Raw genomic sequence first — 17,405 nt, 5'->3', positions numbered from 1 at the left:
GGACCTCAGCGCCCGCCGCGGACGGGACCGACCATCCGGGTCGGAATCGCGGGGTCGCCCTTGGACAGCTTGAGGCCGTCCCACGGCAGGCTGTGCAGGCCTTCGGCGACCCGGTCGCGGGCCGCGTCGACGTCGAGGTCGCCGACCGGCTCGCCGCCGCGCACCAGCGGCACCGTCAACGGCCGCGCGACGAGGTCGGCCGGCGCGGGCGGCGGATCGCCGGCCGGGTGCACGACCTCCTCGACGATCGTGCCGGTCTGCCGCGCCAGCCGGTGGGCCTGTTTGCGGCCGCCGTGGGACTCCTTGTGGCTGCTGCGCTTCTCGACGGGGATTCCGTCGATCTCGACCAGCTTGTAGACCATGTTGGCCGTCGGCGCCCCCGACCCGGTGACCACCGACGTGCCGACCCCGTAGATGTCGACCGGCTCGGCACGCAGCGCGGCGATCGCGAACTCGTCGAGGTCCCCCGACACCACGATGCGGGTGGCGGTCGCACCCAGGCCGTCCAGCTGATCACGGACCTGGCGGGTCACCACGCCCAGGTCGCCGGAGTCGATTCGCACGGCACCCAACTCGGGACCGGCCACGGCCACCGCGTTGGCCACGCCGGTGGTGATGTCGTAGGTGTCGACCAGCAGCGTGGTGCCGGGTCCCAGGGAGGCGACCTGGGCCTGGAAGGCGGCTCGTTCGGCCTCGGAGGTGGTGTGACCCGCGGTGGTGTGCAGCAGCGTGAACGCGTGCGCGCTGGTACCCAGGGCGGGCACCCCGTAGCTGCGCTGGGCCTCCAGGTTGGACGACCCGGTGAAACCGGCGATGTAGGCCGCGCGCGCGGCGGCCACCGCGGCCCGTTCGTGGGTCCGGCGCGAACCCATCTCGATCAGCGTCCGGCCGGCGGCGGCGCTGACCATGCGCGCCGCCGCCGAGGCGATGGCGGTGTCGTGGTTCAAGATCGACAGCGCCAGCGTCTCCAGCAGTACGGCCTCGCCGAAGGTCGCGTGCACCGAGAGAACCGGGGAGCCCGGGAAGTACAGTTCGCCCTCCGGGTAGCCGTCGATATCACCGCTGAACCGGTATCCGGCCAGGTACTGCAGGGTGGCGTCGTCCAGGAAGTCGGTCAGCGAACTCAGCGCCGCGTCGTCGAACCTGAACTCCTGCAACGCATCCACGAAACGGCCGGTTCCGGCGGTGATGCCGTAGCGCCTGCCTTCCGGCAGGCGTCGGGCGAACACCTCGAAGGTGGCGCGCCGGTGGGCGCTGCCGTCGCGAAGCGCAGCGGCCAGCATCGTCAGCTCGTACTTGTCGGTCAGCAACGCCACCGACGGGCCCGGAGACCAGGGATTCACAGGGCAACCGTATCGGGTCGGATCACCTCCGGGGCGCCACGATGTCACCGGTATTCTGGGCCACATGGTCACGTCGGCGAAGGCCCGCCCGGGCACCCGCGAAGAACGCGGCGTCGCCACCGCCGTCGAGGAGGACGCCGCCGCCGATGCTCCCTGGGTGACCATCGTCTGGGACGACCCCGTCAACCTGATGACGTACGTGACCTATGTGTTCCAGAAGCTGTTCGGCTACAGCGAAACGCGCGCGACCGAACTGATGCTGCAGGTGCACCACGAGGGCAGGGCCGTGGTGTCGGCGGGTACCCGGGAGTCGATGGAGGTCGACGTGTCCAAGCTGCACGCCGCGGGGCTGTGGGCGACCCTTCAGCAGGATCGCTGACCACCGCCGTGCGTAAGTGGAAGCGGGTCGAGGGCGCGGACGGCCCGCGGTTCAGGTCGGCGTTGGCCGCGCACGAATCCGAACTGCTGGTCAGCCTGGTCACTTCGATGCTGGGAATGCTCGACGACCGCGAGCGCTCGGCGCCGGTCGACGAACTGGCCGAGATCACCGGGATGCGCACCGGCAATTCCGTTCCACCACAAGACGATACGATGAAGCGGCTGCTGCCGGACTTCTACCGGTCGGCCACCGGGCACCCGGCGGGTTCGGATGCTGCCGAGAGCCTCAACGGCGCGCTGCGCAGCCTGCACGAGCCCGAGATCATCGATGCGAAACGGAAAGCGGCGCAACGCCTGCTCGACACCGTCCCGGCCGGCGGCGGAAAGTTCGAGCTCGACGAGGACGACGCGCAGTCGTGGGTGGCCGCCGTCAACGACGTCCGGCTCGCCCTCGGCACCATGCTCGACATCGGCGCCAACGGTCCCGACCGGTTGCCCGGCGACGACCCGATGGCCGGGCATCTGGACGTCTACCAATGGCTGACCGTTCTCCAGGAGTACCTGGTGCTCAGCCTGATGGGCAGGTCGCGCTGACGATGAGTGCCCGCATACCGGGGGGTCGGCGGTGAGCGGCGCCATCACCGACGTGGGTGGTATCCACGTCGGTCACCATCAGCGGCTCGACCCGGACGCCGAACTCGGTTCGGGCTGGGCGACCGGTACCACCGTGGTGCTGGCCCCGCCCGGAACGGTGGGGGCGGTCGACGGTCGTGGCGGCGCCCCCGGGACCCGGGAGACCGACCTGCTGGACCCGAGCAATTCGGTGCGCCACGTCGACGCCGTGGTGCTCACCGGCGGCAGCGCCTTCGGCCTGGCGGCGGCCGACGGCGTGATGACCTGGCTCGAGGAGCAGCAGCGCGGCGTCGCGCTCGAGGGCGGAGTGGTCCCGATCGTTCCCGCCGCGGTGATCTTCGACCTGCCGGTCGGCGGTTGGGCGTGCCGGCCCGACGCCGGGTTCGGCTATCAGGCCGCCGCCGCGGCGGGTGCCGACGTGGGGATCGGCACCGTCGGGGCCGGTGTGGGTGCGCGCGCCGGGGTGCTCAAGGGAGGTGTCGGAACGGCGTCGGTGACGCTGGACTGCGGCGTCACGGTGGGTGCGCTGGTGGTGGTCAACTCCGCGGGCGACGTCGTCGACCCAGGCACCGGGCTGCCCTGGCTGGCCTACCAGATCGAGGAGTTCGGCCTGGCGGCCCCGCCCGCCGGTCAGCTGGCCGGCTACGCCGATCGGCACGGTGAGCTCAGCCCGCTGAACACCACCATCGCGGTCGTCGCCACCGACGCGGCGCTGAGCCCCGCGGGGTGCCGGCGGGTGGCGGTGGCCGCCCACGACGGCCTGGCGCGCACCATCCGGCCGTGTCACACCCCCCTCGATGGCGATACGGTGTTCGCACTGGCCACCGGCGCGGTCGAGGTGATGCCGGACCCCACGACGCCTGCGTCGATGTCACCGGAGGTGCCGCTGATCATGCAGGTGGGTGCCGCGGCGGCGGACTGCCTGGCCCGCGCGGTGCTGGTCGGAGTTCTGGCCGCTGAGCCGGTCGCTGGAATACCCACCTACCGTGGCCTGTTGCCGGGAGCGTTCGAGACGAAAGGGAGCACGTGAAAGAGGCACCGTGCTGACGATCCGGGCCGACCTGGTCGATGCGATGGTGGCGCACGCGCGGGCCGACCATCCCGACGAGGCGTGCGGCATCATCGCGGGTCCGGACGGCTCCGATCGCCCAGAACGGTTCATCGCGATGGTCAACGCCGAGCGGTCGCCCACCTTCTACCGGTTCGACTCCGCCGAGCAGCTGAAGGTGTGGCGGGCGATGGACGAGGCCGACGAGGCCGCGGTGGTGATCTACCACTCGCACACCGCCACCGAGGCCTATCCGAGCCGCACCGACATCTCCTACGCCGCCGAACCCGATGCGCACTACGTCCTGGTGTCCACCCGCGACCCCGACCGGCACGAACTGCGCAGCTATCGGATCGCGGGCGGCGTCGTGACCGAAGAGCCAGTCAGCATCGTCGAGCAGTACTGACCGAGAGCGTGAAGAAGGAGCCCGATCAATGCCCGTCTCTGTGTCGATCCCGACCATCCTGCGCACCCACACCGGGGGCGAGAAGCGGGTCAGCGCCTCCGGGGACACCCTGCAGGCGGTGATCGCCGATCTGGAGGCCAACTACTCGGGCATCTCCGAGCGGCTGGTCGACCCCGCCAACCCGGGCAAGCTGCAGCGCTTCGTCAACATCTACGTCAACGACGAGGACGTGCGGTTCTCCGGTGGGCTGGCCACCGAGATCTCCGACGGGGACTCGGTGACGATCCTGCCCGCGGTTGCCGGAGGCGACGATTCTGCCGCCGTGGCCGGAGGCTGAGAACGTCCCGATGACGCGGTACGACTCGCTACTCGAAGCGCTGGGCGACACCCCGCTGGTCGGTCTGCAGCGGCTGTCTCCGGCGTGGAACGACACCCCGCACGTGCGGCTGTGGGCCAAGCTGGAGGACCGCAACCCGACCGGATCCATCAAGGACCGGCCCGCGCTACGCATGATCGAGGACGCCGAACGCGCCGGCCTGCTGCACCCCGGGTGCACGATCCTGGAGCCGACCAGCGGAAACACCGGTATCTCGCTGGCGATGGCCGCGCTGCTGAAGGGTTACCGGATGGTCTGCGTGATGCCCGAGAACACCTCGATCGAACGGCGGCAGCTGCTCGAGCTCTACGGCGCGCGCATCATCTTCTCGCCCGCCGAAGGCGGCTCCAACACCGCCGTCGCGCGCGCCAAGGAGCTTGCCGCCGAACACCCCTCGTGGGTGATGCTCTACCAGTACGGCAACCCGGCGAACACCTTGGCGCACTATCACGGAACCGGGCCCGAGCTGCTGGCCGATCTGCCCGAGATCACGCATTTCGTGGCCGGTCTCGGCACCACCGGCACGCTGATGGGCACCGGCCGGTACCTGCGCGAGCACGTGCCGGACATCCAGATCGTCGCCGCCGAACCGCGCTACGGCGAGGGTGTCTACGCGCTGCGCAACCTCGACGAGGGGTTCATCCCCGAGCTCTACGACGAGGGCGTGCTGACCACCCGCTTCTCCGTGGGCTCCTACGACGCGGTCAAACGCACCCGCGAGCTGGTCCAGGTGGAGGGCATCTTCGCCGGCATCTCCACCGGCGCGGTGCTGCACGCCGCTCTCGGGATGGCGGCCAAGGCGGTCAAGGCCGGTGAGCGCGCCGACATCGCGTTCGTGGTCGCCGACGCCGGTTGGAAGTATCTGTCGACCGGTGCGTACACCGGTAGCCTGGATGACGCGGAGGACGCGCTGGAAGGGCAGCTATGGGCATGACGGGCACCGGTGGGCAATCCGGCCCGCAGGGGCAGCCGGAAAAGCGCCCCGCGTGGGTGGTCGGCGGGCTCACCATCGTGTCGTTCGTGGTCCTGCTGTGGCTCATCGAGTTGATCGACTCGCTGACCGGACACCGTCTGGACAGCAACGGCATCCGCCCGCTGGAGACCGACGGACTGACCGGCATCCTGTTCGCCCCGTTGCTGCACTCCAACTGGGAACATCTGATCGCCAACACCGGGCCGGCGTTGGTGCTCGGCTTTCTGATGACGCTGGCCGGGCTGTCCCGGTTCATCTTCGCGACCGCGATCATCTGGGTCCTCGGCGGCCTGGGCACCTGGCTGATCGGCGACATCGGGGCGCCGACCTATCAAGGTGTGGTCGTCGAGACCAACCACATCGGCGCCTCCGGGCTGATCTTCGGATGGCTGACGTTCCTGATCGTGTTCGGGTTCTTCACCCGCAAGGTCTGGGAGATCGTCGTCGGGGTCGTGGTGTTGTTCATCTACGGCAGCATCCTGCTCGGCGTGCTGCCCGGGACGCTGGGCGTGTCCTGGCAGGGCCATCTCAGCGGAGCGCTGGCCGGGGTGCTCGCGGCGTACCTGCTGTCCGGTCCCGAGCGCAAGGCGCGCGCGTTGCGGCGCCCGGTCGGACCGCCTTCGCTGAGCACATGACCGAGGACGCGGCACGCCCGATCGGGATCTTCGATTCCGGAGTCGGCGGACTGACCGTCGCGCGGGCGGTGATCGACCAGCTGCCCGACGAGGGCATCATCTACGTCGGCGACACCGGCAACGGCCCGTACGGACCGCTGACGGTCCCCGAGATCCGTGGGCACGCGCTGGCGATCGGCGACGACCTGGCCGGGCGCGGGGTGAAGGCGCTGGTGATCGCGTGCAACACGGCATCGTCGGCGTGTCTGAGCGACGCCAGGGAACGCTACGCGCCGGTCCCGGTGGTGGAGGTGATCCTGCCCGCGGTGCGGCGCGCGGTCGCCACCACCCGCAGCGGCCGCATCGGCGTCATCGGAACCGAGGCCACCATCGCGTCCGGCGCCTACCAGGACGCGTTCGCCGCGGCGCAGGACATCGAGGTGTTCTCGGCGGCCTGCCCGCGGTTCGTGGACTTCGTCGAGCGCGGCGTGACCAGTGGCAGGCAGGTGCTCGGCCTCGCGGAGGGCTACCTGGAGCCGTTGCAGCGTGCAGAGGTCGACACGCTGGTGCTCGGCTGCACCCACTACCCGATGCTGTCGGGGTTGATCCAGCTGGCGATGGGTGACCACGTGACGTTGGTGTCCAGCGCCGAGGAGACCGCCAAGGACCTGCTGCGGGTGCTCACCGAGAACGATCTGCTGGCACCGCATCCGGCCGACGGGGGCGGCGCCGCAGCCGCACCCCTGCGGGCCTTCGAGGCGACCGGGGACCCGGAGGCGTTCACCGCGCTGGCGGCCCGGTTCCTCGGCCCGTCGCTGGACGGTGTGCGCCGGGTGCGGCGTCACGTCGGCGCGGGAACATGATGTTCGTCGCGCAAAGCGGCGATGTTTTGGCCACGTTCTCGGCGGGCATGGCAAGCTAGTGAACGTGCGAATCACCGTCCTGGGTTGCTCCGGCTCCGTGGTCGGCCCTGATTCGCCGGCGTCGGGCTACCTGCTGACTGCCCCCGACACGCCACCCCTGGTCCTCGATTTCGGCGGCGGTGTGCTCGGTGCGCTTCAGCGCCACGCCGATCCCAACTCGGTGCACGTGCTGTTGTCGCACCTGCATGCGGACCACTGCCTGGACATGCCCGGCCTGTTCGTCTGGCGGCGCTACCACCCGACGCCGGCCCCCGAGCGGGGGGTGATCTACGGGCCGGCCAGCACATGGGAGCGGCTGGGTGCGGCGTCGTCGCCGGAGGGCGGGGAGATCGACGACTGCACCGACATCTTCGAGCTCAGACATTGGCGTGACGGCCAGCCCGTAGAGATCGGTTCGCTGTCGGTGGAGCCGCGACTGGTGGCCCACCCCTGCGAGTCCTACGGCATGCGGATCACCGACCGGTCCGGCGGCACGCTGGTCTACAGCGGCGACAGCGGATACTGCGATGCGTTGATCGACCTCGCCCGGGACGCCGACGTCTTCCTCTGCGAGGCGTCGTGGACGCATTCGCCGTCGCGCCCGCCACGGCTGCACCTTTCGGGTACCGAGGCGGGCCGGATCGCCGCCCGCGCCGGTGTCTCGGAGCTGCTGCTGACCCACATCCCGCCGTGGACGTCGCGCGAGGACGTCATCAGCGAGGCGAAGGCCGAGTTCGACGGCCCGGTGCAGGCCGTGGTGTGTAACGAGTCGTTCGACGTCGGCCGGTCGTCCCGACGGGGCTGACCGCGGCCGGACGTCTCCGGCCGACCGGATAGTGTTGGCCCGTGTCCAGACGAGAAGACGGCCGGCTCGACGACGAACTGCGACCCGTCACCATCACCCGCGGATTCACCTCCCACCCCGCCGGGTCGGTGCTGGTGGCGTTCGGCGAGACCCGGGTCATGTGCACGGCCAGCGTGACCGAGGGTGTGCCGCGCTGGCGTAAGGGCTCCGGACAGGGCTGGTTGACCGCGGAGTACGCGATGCTGCCGGCCGCCACCCACGAACGCTCCGACCGGGAGTCGGTCAAGGGCCGGGTCGGCGGCCGCACCCAGGAGATCAGCCGGCTGGTCGGCCGGTCGCTGCGGGCCTGCATCGATCTGGGCGCGCTCGGGGAGAACACCATCGCGATCGACTGCGACGTGCTGCAGGCCGACGGCGGTACCCGCACCGCCGCGATCACCGGTGCCTATGTCGCGCTGGCCGATGCGGTGACCTACCTGTCGGCGGCCGGCCGGCTGTCGGATCCGCGTCCGCTGTCTTGTGCGATCGCGGCGGTCAGCGTCGGTGTCGTCGACGGCCGCATCCGCGTCGACCTGCCCTACAGCGAGGATTCCCGCGCGGAGGTCGACATGAACGTCGTGGCCACCGACACCGGAACGCTGGTCGAGATCCAGGGCACCGGTGAGGGCGCCACGTTCCCGCGCTCGACCCTGGACAAGATGCTCGACGCGGCGATGGTGGCGTGCGATCAGCTGTTCGCGGTCCAGCGCCAGGCACTCGAGCTGCCCTATCCGGGCGAGCTGCCGGTGTCCAACGAGCCGGCCAAGAAGGCGTTCGGAAGCTGACCGGGATGTCCCGGTTGCTGGTGGCCTCACGCAACCGCAAGAAGCTGGCCGAACTGCAGCGGGTGCTCGAGACGGCCGGGGTGTCGGGGCTGACGCTGCTGTCGCTCGACGACGTGCCGCCGTTCCCCGAGCCGCCCGAGACCGGCGCGACATTCGAGGAGAATGCGCTGGCCAAGGCGCGCGATGCGTTCACCGCGACCGGGCTGCCCACGGTGGCCGATGACTCCGGGCTGGCCGTGGACGCCCTCAACGGGATGCCGGGTGTGCTCAGCGCGCGATGGTCGGGACGCCACGGTGACGACGCCGCCAACACGGCGCTGCTGCTGGGCCAGCTCGGCGACGTGCCTGACGAACGGCGCGGGGCGGCATTCGTGTCGGCCTGCGCGCTGGTGCACGGTCCGGCCGAGTCCGACGCCGTGGTGGTGCGCGGGGAGTGGACGGGCAGCATCGCGCGGGCCCCCCGCGGTGACGGCGGGTTCGGCTACGACCCGGTGTTCGTGCCCACCGGCTCGGCGAGGACCGCCGCCGAGCTCAGCCCCGCCGAGAAGGACGCCGCCTCGCACCGGGGCCGGGCGTTGACCCTGCTGCTTCCCGCGTTGCGGGAGCTGGCATCGTGGTGACGATGCGTCACCGCGTGTAGCACCCACGCGGCGGGAATCGTCAGGGCCAGGGTGGCGACGATCAGCCCGGGCAGCGACCCGGTGAACAGCGGCCAGCCGAGCACGGCATACATGGCCAGCGCCATCATCACGACGTGGACCAGGAAGATCTCGTAGGAGATCCCGCCGAGCCAGACCAGCGGCCGACTCGACATCAGCGCGCGGTACCGGCCGCGCTCACCCAGCGCCAGCGGCGCCACGGCGAGCGTCGCGGCGACGGCGTAGCCCAGGGATTTCGTGGCCGGCGCCCACACCGGGTCGGGCCCGAACAACGTACCGCCCACCGGTGAGGACACCACCAGGAAGACCGCGACCGCGGCCGGCACCGCGAACGCGGCCCGGCACCGTGCCCCCTGCGTGTGCAGCACGGCCAGCGCCATGCCGCCGGCGAACCAGGCCAGATGCGCGGGCAGCCACATGCCGGCCGAGTTCGGCAGCAGGCCGGTGGTGTTGAGCACCATCAGCCACACCGGGGTGACCGCGGCCAGCGCGGCGATCCCGGCCAGCGCCCGGGCGGGCTGCCAGCGGTCGCGGCACAGCACGCGCAGCAGCAGCCAGGCCAGTCCCGGCAGGACGGCGTAGAACGCCACCTCGACGGCCATGCTCCACATCTGCGACAGCCCCGGATGCAGCAGCGTGGACAGGTAATCGCTGCTGTAGATCTGGGTGAACGTCAGGTAGCGCAGCAGGCCGTACCAGGTCTGGCCCGGGTTCGGCCCGGGAGTGAACACGGTGTAGATCTCGAACGTCGCGACGACGGTGATCAGGTATGCGGGCAGGATCCGGCGCACCCGGTGACGGGAGTATCGGGACAGGCCGGGCGGCGCCGTCCCGGCGGCGGCCGCCCGTACCCACGGGCCGAACAGCAGGAATCCCGACAGCACGAAGAAGATCGCGACCCCGATCTCCAGCCGGGCGTACACCGACCCGAGGTATCCGTGGGTGAGCTGACCGGTGGCGAACGCCGCGTGGGTCACGACCACCAGGAGCGCGGCGACGGCGCGCATCCCGGTGAGGGCGGGATCGCGGGCGGGGGTGGCGACGTGGCTGCCGGCCGGGGCGGCGCCGCAGCGCTCGCCGAGGCTGGCTGCCATATCGCCGAGTGTAGCTAAGTAAATGGTGGCGACCGGTCGTCGCGCGGACGCTAGAGCCCGAACTGCTCCCTGATGCTCTGCGTCTGGAAGTGTTCGACGATGATGCCGACCAGCGGAATGGTCCCGGCCAGCAGCACGCCGACGGTCTTACCGATCGGCCAGCGGACCTTCACCGCGAGGTTCGCGGTGAACAGCAGGTACACGAAGTACACCCAGCCGTGCACGATCGCGATCCAGCCCAGCGAATCGTCGTTGAAGGCGTACTTCATCACCATCTCGTAGCACAGGGCGATCAGCCATATGCCGGTCGCCCAGGCCATCACCCGGTAGCCGGTCAGGGCCTTGCGGATCGTCTCGACGGGGGCGGTGGGTGCGGGGGAGTCGGGTGCGGTCACGTACCGGATCCTGTCATTCTCGCTGGAGTCTGGTGTCATCGTCGTCGGCCCGGGCGAGCTCGGCGAGGTAGGCGTTGTACTCCCGCAGCGCCGGGTCGGCCTCGGCGCGGGCGGCGGGTCCGGGCCGTTCGGGAAGCAGCCCGGCCGGGATCTCGGTGGCGGTTTCCTCCGAGGGCGCCGGCGGTGGCGCCTCCTCGTAGCGGACGAACTTGTAGTAGGCGTAGACGCAGAACACGGCGAACATCGGCCACTGCAGCGCATAGCCGAGGTTCTGGAAATCACCCGACGTCGACTCGAAACGCGTCCACTGCCACCAGGCCAGCCCGAGGCAGCCGCCGGCGGCGACGATCACCAACAGGATGAGCGCCGGCCTCCTACGCCGCGTAGTGGACACCGTTCAACGGTACCGCGCGGTCCTTGGGCCCGATGAACTCGTCCATCCGGGCCGTCGCGGCCTTGCGGTAGATGGACACGGTGTGCCCGTCCGACCGCCGCCACGTGATGCCCAGAAGATCGAGGGCGCCGGTGAACAGGCCGATGATGTCCTCCGACCGATTGCTGAAGTGGTATCTCACGCTGCGGACACCGCGGTCGTTGGCGACGACGCGGCACCCGTCGCTGTGGATCAGACCGCGGACGAACTCCTCGGTCTCGCGCTCGACGATGGCCTGCTGCCACGGCTCCAGCGCGATACGGCGGTGGTGCTTGCGGCCCGGCCCGTGTTGAGGAAGCAGGCAGGGCCAGTGGTTGGAGCACAGGTAGACATCTGCACAGCCGGATTTCCGCCAGTAGACGGCGGCGCGCTGTCTTGGGAAGAGCGCATCGATGGCTTCGCGACAACGATCGATGATCGACGGGTAGCGCTTGTCACACGTGACGCGGAGTTTGTAGCTGCGACTTCCACGTGAGATGTAGCCATCGCCCAAGTAGAGGCCGAGCAGGTAAGCGTACGGTGCGGCTGGGATAGCAGTGAAGTCATGTTCGACACCACACCTCGACGAGCCCCTCCGCGCGCGGTACCGGGTTCCCGGTGCGCGACGCCATTGCCACACCGTCTTTCGTGGAATGCCTGTCCGTCTTGCTATCTCGCAGTCGTTCACGCCTTCGACTATGAGCTGTCGAACCGTGTCGAACTCTTCCTTGGATCTCATGCTGAAACCCTTTCGCGGGGTGTTGACAGCAACGTACGGATGAGCTCCGACAGATCTGGCACCGCGCCGCGCTAAGATCGGCGGGCCTGCGCGAGTGTCGGAACTGGCAGACGAGATGGATTTAGGTTCCATTGCCCTATGGGCGTGGGGGTTCGAGTCCCCCCTCGCGCACTCGATGTCAGACCCTGCTTGCATGCTCGGCCCGAGAGACACGCCGCGCGGTGTGTCCGCGACAGGAGGCCGGCATGAAGAACTGGGGAGAAGTCATCGTCGTCGAGAACGGCGACTGGCGCGCGTACGACTGGCATTGGGCGGGGCGGCGGATCCTCGACATGCTGATCGGTGGTCCAGACCTCGCACATCGGCATATCCAGACGTTTTGGCGGTCCGACGACCGCGATTTCGACTGGATCGCGCCGGAGTCCAGCGGTGCGGTCATAGACCTGGACCGCCACCGGCTGCTGTTCTTCGGTGACGAATTGATCGACGGTCCGCCGCACCGGCGTGCGCTGATGGCGGTGCTCGCCGATGTCTGGTCGGGGTTTGAGGTGGTGTGGGCGTACGGCGGCACCCGGGAACTGGCGGCGTACGTGGGGCATGACTGCCCGCCAGCGCTCGATGGCGAGCCGACCGCCGTCGTCACTTCGGACCGGTATTCGCCGTGCCAGTTGGTCTCGGTCGTCGCCCGCGACGGTGCCGTGCGACTCTGGCCCTTGGTCGACTACCACCACCCGGAGGCTTACGGGCCCGCGTTCCTCGATGCTCTACCGGGTCGGGGAAGGAGGAAGGTCGCGCTCAAGGCGATTCCGGCCCGCGGGGTCCATGTGGATCCGTCCAGCAAGACTGTCGGGGTGTGGTGGACGGCCGACGGGTCGGCGGTTCTCGACCGGCTAGCGGAGATCTGGCATGGGTGGAATTTCGAATTCTGGGAAGACCGCTACGAGCAGCAGGTCGCCCGGTGTGTGGACGGCTTGCGCATCCCGCCGTTGAATTGGCGAGCCGTCGTCGATGAGGCCGAGCAGTCGCTGCGCCAACGGATCTTCGGGTGCGGGTGGGACAGCCCCGCGTCGGACGCCCTGGAGCTCGCCGAGAGGCTGCGCAGGATCGCGCCCGGCTTCCCGGTGCCTGACGACGCCGTCCTCGCCGGGCTCGTCAGACCGAATGCGGACGAGTGGGGGAGATTCGCCGCGGCCTGCACGGCTCTGCGTTTCGCCGAGGCCGCGTGAGATCTGCTGCAAGGAAAGCGAATACGGGTTGGGCAGCTCGTTGGTGAGCAGGGCCGATCCGCCGAGGATCCTCAGTCCGGCGTTTCGCTGACCCGCCGGCGGTAGGCCGACGGGGTTTCGCCGCAGAACTGCGCGAACGCCCGGGTGAACGAGCTGACGCTGTCGAAGCCCACGGCGGTCGCGGTTTCCTGCACGGTCTGGCGCGGCGCCGCCAGCAGCGCCATTGCCCGCAGCATCCGGGCGTGCAGCAGATAGGTCCGCCACGACAGCCCCAGGGTGTCGGCGAACAGCCGCCGCAGCGTGCGCTCCGACACCGCCACCGCGCGGCTGACCTCCTCGCAGGTGACCGTGTCGAGGTGTCGCTTGGTGTAGTCCATCGCGGCGGCCACGATCGGGTTGTCCGAGGTCGGCAGGCTCAGCGGGGCCTCGTGGTCGAGTGCCTCGCGCACCAGCGCGGCCAGGGTGCGGAAGAACCCGTCGGACACGCTCTCGTCCTCGGCGGTGCCCGGCCGGCGGTCGATCGGCCACCGCAGGCCGTAGATCATCATCTCGCGGATCAGCGGGGACACCGCCAGGATGCGGGCCCGGCCGTCGCCATCGGGGATCAGCGATCGGTCGAACATCACCGCCACCGTCTTGACGTCGGGGTTCATCACCGCCTGGTGTTCCAGGCCGGCCGGTATCCAGGCGGCCTGCTGGGGCGGCAGCAGATGGTGCGCGGAATCGGTCTCGACCTCGACCACCCCGTGCAGCGCGTACTCGACCTGGTGCACCTCGTGGGAGTGCCATCCGGTGATCAGCGCATCACCCTCGTACAGGTAGCTGCCGGCCAGCGCCTGCCCGCCGCGGCGCAGTTCGATGACCCGCCGGGCCCCCTCCGGAGCCAAGTTGGCCGGTTCGGACAATACTCTGTCCGAAGATGCAGAGACGGTCATGGGATCACACGGTACTACTTGAGTATGAGCGCAAGCATGAGCCCTGAAGACCTGATCCTGGTGAGCATCGACGACCACGTCGTCGAGCCGCCGGACATGTTCCTGCGGCACGTCCCGGCCAAGTACAAGGAGGAGGCGCCGATCGTCGTGACCGACGACAAGGGCGTCGATCAGTGGATGTACCAGGGCAGGCCGCAGGGGGTCAGCGGACTCAACGCCGTGGTCTCCTGGCCGGCCGAGGAGTGGGGCCGCGACCCCGCCGGCTTCGCCGAGATGCGCCCGGGCGTGTACGACGTGCACGAGCGGGTGCGCGACATGAACCGCAACGGCATCCTGGCCTCGATGTGCTTTCCGACGTTCACCGGGTTCTCGGCGCGGCACCTGAACATGCATCGCGAAGAGGCGACGCTGGTGATGGTGGCGGCCTACAACGACTGGCACATCGACGAGTGGGCCGGCAGCTACCCGGACCGGTTCATCCCGATCGCGATCCTGCCGACGTGGAACCCCGAGGCCATGTGCGCCGAGATCCGCCGCGTCGCCGCCAAGGGCTGCCGCGCGGTGACCATGCCCGAACTGCCGCACCTGGAGGGTCTGCCCAGCTACCACGACGAGGACTACTGGGGGCCGGTGTTCACCACGCTCTCGGAGGAGAACGTGGTGATGTGCCTGCACATCGGGACGGGCTTCGGCGCGATCTCGATGGCGCCGAACGCGCCGATCGACAACATGATCATCCTGGCCACCCAGGTGTCGGCGATGTGCGCCCAGGACCTGCTGTGGGGCCCGGCGATGCGCAACTACCCGGACCTGAAGTTCGCGTTCTCCGAGGGCGGCATCGGCTGGATCCCGTTCTACCTCGACCGCAGCGACCGGCACTACACCAACCAGAAGTGGCTGCGCCGCGACTTCGGCGACAAGCTGCCCAGCGACGTGTTCCGCGAGCACTCGCTGGCCTGCTACGTCACCGACAAGACCTCGCTGAAGCTGCGCCACGAGATCGGTATCGACATCATCGCCTGGGAGTGCGACTACCCGCACTCGGACTGCTTCTGGCCGGATGCCCCCGAGCAGGTGCTCGCCGAGCTGAACGCCGCGGGCGCCGACGATTCCGACATCAACAAGATCACCTGGCAGAACTCCTGCCGGTTCTTCAGCTGGGATCCGTTCAAGCTGACGCCGCGGGAACAAGCTACGGCAGGCGCCCTTCGCGCCAAGGCCACCGATGTCGACGTGTCGATCCGCCCGCGTGCGGAGTGGGCGCGGCTCTACAACGAGAAGCAGTTCGCGCGGGCCTGATCGCCCGCGCGGCGGGTGTCGCGGCGCGCTTTCAGCGCGGCGACCGGTCCGGCAGCAGCGCGCGCACCGCGGCCATCGGTGACCACCGTTGGGTGTGTCGGGGTGGCGTGCGGCGGGCGTAGGGCCAGGGCCGGTTGCGTTCGGGAATCGACTCCGCGCGAGCGTGTTTGAGTTGTGTGCGCAGATGGGTCCGCAGCTCGTGCAGCTGCGGATCGGTCCAGCGGTTGCGTGCCTCGATCGGATCGTCGGTGAGGTCGTAGAGCTCCCACTGGTCGTCGAGTGGGTCGCTGCGGTACATCGGGCCGCCGAGCCCGTCGGCGGCGAGGTGGCGCACCCCCGGTTCGGTCCAGGTGGCCGGGTCGTCGAAGGAGCGCACCAGCTTCCACAGGTGTCCCGCGCCGCCCGGTGCGCTGGCGTCGTCGACGCGCACCACCAGGCCCTCGAAGTTCGCCGCCGTGTGCGCGGGGACGCGAATCCGCAGCGGTGCGGGAACATTCGACGTCAGCTTCAGCGCGCGGGCGATTCCCGACGCCCCGGTGTCGCCTTCGAGCATGTTGTCGCGGGTCATCAGGTATACCGGGCGGTCCTCGTCGGCCGGTGCGCCGTCCACCACGGGCATCAGGTCACGCCCCGGCAGGGGATGCACCTCGGAGAAGGTCTCGGCCAGCACCGCGGCGGTCGTGTCGACGTCGACGCCGGCCGCCGACAGCAGCGTCGGGACCAGGTCGACGTGCGAGGTGGGCGCCGACACCGAGCGTGCCGTGGTCGCGGAGCGGCCGACCCTGGCGATGACGAACGGCACCCGGGTGGCCTCGTCGTACAGGTTGAACCACTTCTGATGTAGCCCGCCGTGGGCGCCGAGGAGATCGCCGTGATCGGCGGTGCGCACCAGCACGGTGTCGTCGGGGCCGATGCCCGATCCACCCTCGGTGACCGCGCGACGCACCCGGTCGATGGGGGTGTCCACCTCGGCGTGCAACCGGTAGTACAGGTCGCGGTAGCGCTGGGCGTCGCGCCGGTAGGCCCGTTCGATGACCCGGGCCGGGCCGTAGCCGGAGTAGTAGGCCTCCCGGAACGCGATCTGGGCGGCGGGCTTGGTGGACAGGTCTTCGTCGGCCGTCGGCGCCGGCGGGACGGCCGGCGGGTCCAGCGGCGAGGCGGACAGCGGACTGCGTCGCGACCAGGCCGGGAACAGCACGATGTCGTGCGGGTTGACGAAGCTGGCGACCAGCAGGAACGGGCGCAGCGCAGCGGGGTCGCGGGCACGGCGCCGTGCGTAACGGTCCTCGAGCCATGCGACGACCCGCTCGGCGATCAGCGGGTCGCGGCGGATCCCGGCGTCGGACAGTTTGGCGCCGTGCGGCTCGGGGCCGACCCAGCCCGAGAAGCCGTACGGGCCAAGAGGATCGGCTTGCAGGTAGCGCTGCACGGCATCGGGGTCGACCATCCCCCGTTCGTCGTTGGTGTCCAGCGAGGCGCCGGTGGCCGGGTCGGTCAGATCGGCGTGGGAGATGTGCCACTTGCCGTCGTAATGGGTGTCATAGCCCGCCGCGCGAAACCAGTTGCCCAGCGTAGGCACCTCGCCGCGGCGCAACCAGCGCAGCCGGGAGTCGTCGAAGGCCTTGCCGATTCCGTCGGTCTGGGTGACCCCGTGCAGGTCGGGGTACTGGCCGGTGAAGATCGTGGGCCGGCTCGGTACGCAGGCCAGCGAACCGGTGTAGTGGCGGGTGAAGCTGATCCCGTGTTCGTCGAACCACTTGCGGCCGCTCAGGGTCTGCTCGCGCCAAAGCAGCACCGGGCCGCTCTCGTACGGCGGGGTTGCCCGCTCCTCGTCGGTCATGACGATGACGATGTCGGGCCGGTGCGAGGTCATCCGGTGGTTCCTCCCGGGGTCGAGGACAGCGATGTCAGCAGCCCGTCGGAGCGTTTGGCCATCAGCCGGGCGACGGCGCGCTCGGCGATCGGGCCGATCGGCCCGGCCGCGACGGCGACCGTGCTGGTCAGCGTCACGGTGGTGCGGCCGCCCGCGTCGGGATGCAGGGTCCAGCGGTTCGACGCGCTGACCCGGCGGGGTAGTCCGGTGATGTCGTAGGCCAGCGAGTGCGGCGGGTCGAACTCGACGATCGTCTCGAGCAGGGTGTCGCGGCCGACCTGGATGCGCCGTGTCGTGCCGATCGGGTGGGCGGGGTCGGTCTCATGCAGCAGGCTGGAGTGGTCGATGTCGTCGGCCCATTCGCTCAGCGACCCGAAATCGGCCAGCACGGCCCAGATCGCCTCGGGCCCGGCGTCCACGGTGCGGGAGCGGCTGACCTCGACCATGCCCCCATCCAACTCGGTCGTGCGC

20 protein-coding genes, 1 tRNA gene and 1 pseudogene are annotated in these 17,405 nt (G+C 69.8%); 14 read left to right on the top strand and 8 right to left on the bottom strand.

From position 1 onward, the window contains the following. Positions 1-5 precede the first annotated feature (5 nt). Positions 6-1,409, bottom strand: a complete 1,404-nt coding sequence (locus JDV09_RS14820) for a nicotinate phosphoribosyltransferase (protein ID WP_221369894.1) — start codon at positions 1,407-1,409, stop codon at positions 6-8. On the opposite strand from JDV09_RS14820, the gene clpS reads away from it, so the two are divergent. The 11 genes from clpS to rdgB are packed head-to-tail and all read left to right on the top strand — an operon-like array spanning position 1,408 to position 8,922. Then, a complete protein-coding gene (clpS, locus tag JDV09_RS14815) occupies positions 1,408-1,722 on the top strand; it encodes an ATP-dependent Clp protease adapter ClpS (RefSeq protein ID WP_221369893.1) in 315 nt (104 codons plus the stop codon). The two genes, JDV09_RS14820 and clpS, sit on opposite strands and share 2 nt — an antisense overlap. Before the next feature lie 8 nt (positions 1,723-1,730). Continuing rightward, on the top strand, positions 1,731-2,315 hold the full coding sequence (aosR, locus tag JDV09_RS14810) for an oxidative stress transcriptional regulator AosR (RefSeq protein ID WP_221369927.1): 585 nt from the start codon (positions 1,731-1,733) through the stop codon (positions 2,313-2,315). Between the two features lie 31 nt (positions 2,316-2,346). Further along, entirely contained in the window at positions 2,347-3,384 is a 1,038-nt protein-coding gene (locus JDV09_RS14805) for a P1 family peptidase (protein WP_221369892.1), read from the top strand. Between the two features lie 10 nt (positions 3,385-3,394). Continuing rightward, positions 3,395-3,808, top strand: a complete 414-nt coding sequence (locus JDV09_RS14800; protein WP_221369891.1) for a M67 family metallopeptidase — start codon at positions 3,395-3,397, stop codon at positions 3,806-3,808. 28 nt (positions 3,809-3,836) lie between these two features. Next, entirely contained in the window at positions 3,837-4,145 is a 309-nt protein-coding gene (locus tag JDV09_RS14795; protein ID WP_221369890.1) for a MoaD/ThiS family protein, read from the top strand. A gap of 10 nt (positions 4,146-4,155) precedes the next feature. Beyond that, a complete protein-coding gene (locus JDV09_RS14790) occupies positions 4,156-5,118 on the top strand; it encodes a PLP-dependent cysteine synthase family protein (protein ID WP_221369889.1) in 963 nt (320 codons plus the stop codon). Next, positions 5,109-5,792: a rhomboid family intramembrane serine protease gene (locus tag JDV09_RS14785; RefSeq protein ID WP_221369888.1), complete on the top strand. Its 684-nt coding sequence runs from the start codon at positions 5,109-5,111 to the stop codon at positions 5,790-5,792. Before JDV09_RS14790 ends, JDV09_RS14785 begins: the two co-directional genes overlap by 10 nt. Continuing rightward, positions 5,789-6,634 carry a glutamate racemase gene (murI, locus tag JDV09_RS14780; RefSeq protein WP_221369887.1) on the top strand — a complete coding sequence of 282 codons (846 nt, stop codon included), beginning with the start codon at positions 5,789-5,791 and terminating at the stop codon, positions 6,632-6,634. The genes JDV09_RS14785 and murI overlap by 4 nt, the downstream gene beginning before the upstream one ends. 58 nt (positions 6,635-6,692) lie before the next feature. Continuing rightward, the gene (locus JDV09_RS14775) at positions 6,693-7,478 is read left to right on the top strand and encodes a cyclic nucleotide-degrading phosphodiesterase (RefSeq protein ID WP_221369886.1); all 786 of its coding nucleotides are present in this window, start codon (positions 6,693-6,695) and stop codon (positions 7,476-7,478) included. A 41-nt stretch (positions 7,479-7,519) separates the two neighbouring features. Continuing rightward, positions 7,520-8,302: a ribonuclease PH gene (gene rph / locus JDV09_RS14770; RefSeq protein ID WP_221369885.1), complete on the top strand. Its 783-nt coding sequence runs from the start codon at positions 7,520-7,522 to the stop codon at positions 8,300-8,302. Positions 8,303-8,307: 5 nt separating this feature from the next. Then, positions 8,308-8,922, top strand: coding sequence for an RdgB/HAM1 family non-canonical purine NTP pyrophosphatase (gene rdgB, locus JDV09_RS14765; protein ID WP_372452922.1), 615 nt, complete (start codon positions 8,308-8,310; stop codon positions 8,920-8,922). Positions 8,923-8,927: 5 nt separating this feature from the next. Here rdgB and JDV09_RS14760 read toward each other — a convergent pair. The 4 genes and pseudogenes from JDV09_RS14760 to JDV09_RS14745 form a co-directional block, all read right to left on the bottom strand. Next, positions 8,928-10,055, bottom strand: a pseudogene (locus JDV09_RS14760) (acyltransferase family protein); the annotation flags it as partial. Between the two features lie 50 nt (positions 10,056-10,105). Then, entirely contained in the window at positions 10,106-10,450 is a 345-nt protein-coding gene (locus JDV09_RS14755) for a DUF3817 domain-containing protein (RefSeq protein ID WP_221369884.1), read from the bottom strand. 13 nt (positions 10,451-10,463) lie between these two features. Next, positions 10,464-10,844, bottom strand: a complete 381-nt coding sequence (locus JDV09_RS14750) for a hypothetical protein (RefSeq protein WP_221369883.1) — start codon at positions 10,842-10,844, stop codon at positions 10,464-10,466. Continuing rightward, complete coding sequence (locus JDV09_RS14745) at positions 10,825-11,376, bottom strand: hypothetical protein (RefSeq protein WP_255605379.1); 552 nt, start codon at positions 11,374-11,376, stop codon at positions 10,825-10,827. Before JDV09_RS14745 ends, JDV09_RS14750 begins: the two co-directional genes overlap by 20 nt. A 313-nt stretch (positions 11,377-11,689) precedes the next feature. Between JDV09_RS14745 and JDV09_RS14740 the strand changes: the two genes are divergently transcribed. Further along, positions 11,690-11,772, top strand: a tRNA-Leu gene (locus tag JDV09_RS14740). A 74-nt stretch (positions 11,773-11,846) separates the two neighbouring features. Beyond that, positions 11,847-12,827: a hypothetical protein gene (locus JDV09_RS14735; protein WP_221369881.1), complete on the top strand. Its 981-nt coding sequence runs from the start codon at positions 11,847-11,849 to the stop codon at positions 12,825-12,827. A gap of 71 nt (positions 12,828-12,898) precedes the next feature. Here JDV09_RS14735 and JDV09_RS14730 read toward each other — a convergent pair whose 3' ends face one another. Then, positions 12,899-13,762, bottom strand: a complete 864-nt coding sequence (locus JDV09_RS14730) for an AraC family transcriptional regulator (RefSeq protein WP_221369880.1) — start codon at positions 13,760-13,762, stop codon at positions 12,899-12,901. 36 nt (positions 13,763-13,798) lie between these two features. On the opposite strand from JDV09_RS14730, the gene JDV09_RS14725 reads away from it, so the two are divergent. After that, complete coding sequence (locus JDV09_RS14725; protein ID WP_221369879.1) at positions 13,799-15,061, top strand: amidohydrolase family protein; 1,263 nt, start codon at positions 13,799-13,801, stop codon at positions 15,059-15,061. Between the two features lie 31 nt (positions 15,062-15,092). Here the strand turns inward: JDV09_RS14725 and JDV09_RS14720 are convergent, their stop codons facing one another. Together JDV09_RS14720 and JDV09_RS14715 are read right to left on the bottom strand one after the other, a co-directional pair. Next, positions 15,093-16,934, bottom strand: a complete 1,842-nt coding sequence (locus tag JDV09_RS14720) for a sulfatase-like hydrolase/transferase (protein ID WP_221369878.1) — start codon at positions 16,932-16,934, stop codon at positions 15,093-15,095. Continuing rightward, complete coding sequence (locus JDV09_RS14715) at positions 16,931-17,380, bottom strand: SRPBCC family protein (protein WP_221369877.1); 450 nt, start codon at positions 17,378-17,380, stop codon at positions 16,931-16,933. Before JDV09_RS14715 ends, JDV09_RS14720 begins: the two co-directional genes overlap by 4 nt. Positions 17,381-17,405: the final 25 nt, after the last annotated feature.

Origin of the sequence: Mycolicibacterium xanthum (assembly GCF_019710635.1) — a bacterium.
GTDB classification, from domain to species: Bacteria; Actinomycetota; Actinomycetes; order Mycobacteriales; family Mycobacteriaceae; genus Mycobacterium; species Mycobacterium xanthum.
The sequence above is the reverse complement of the archived record's forward strand: the minus strand, read 5'-3'. Positions and strand labels throughout refer to the sequence as shown.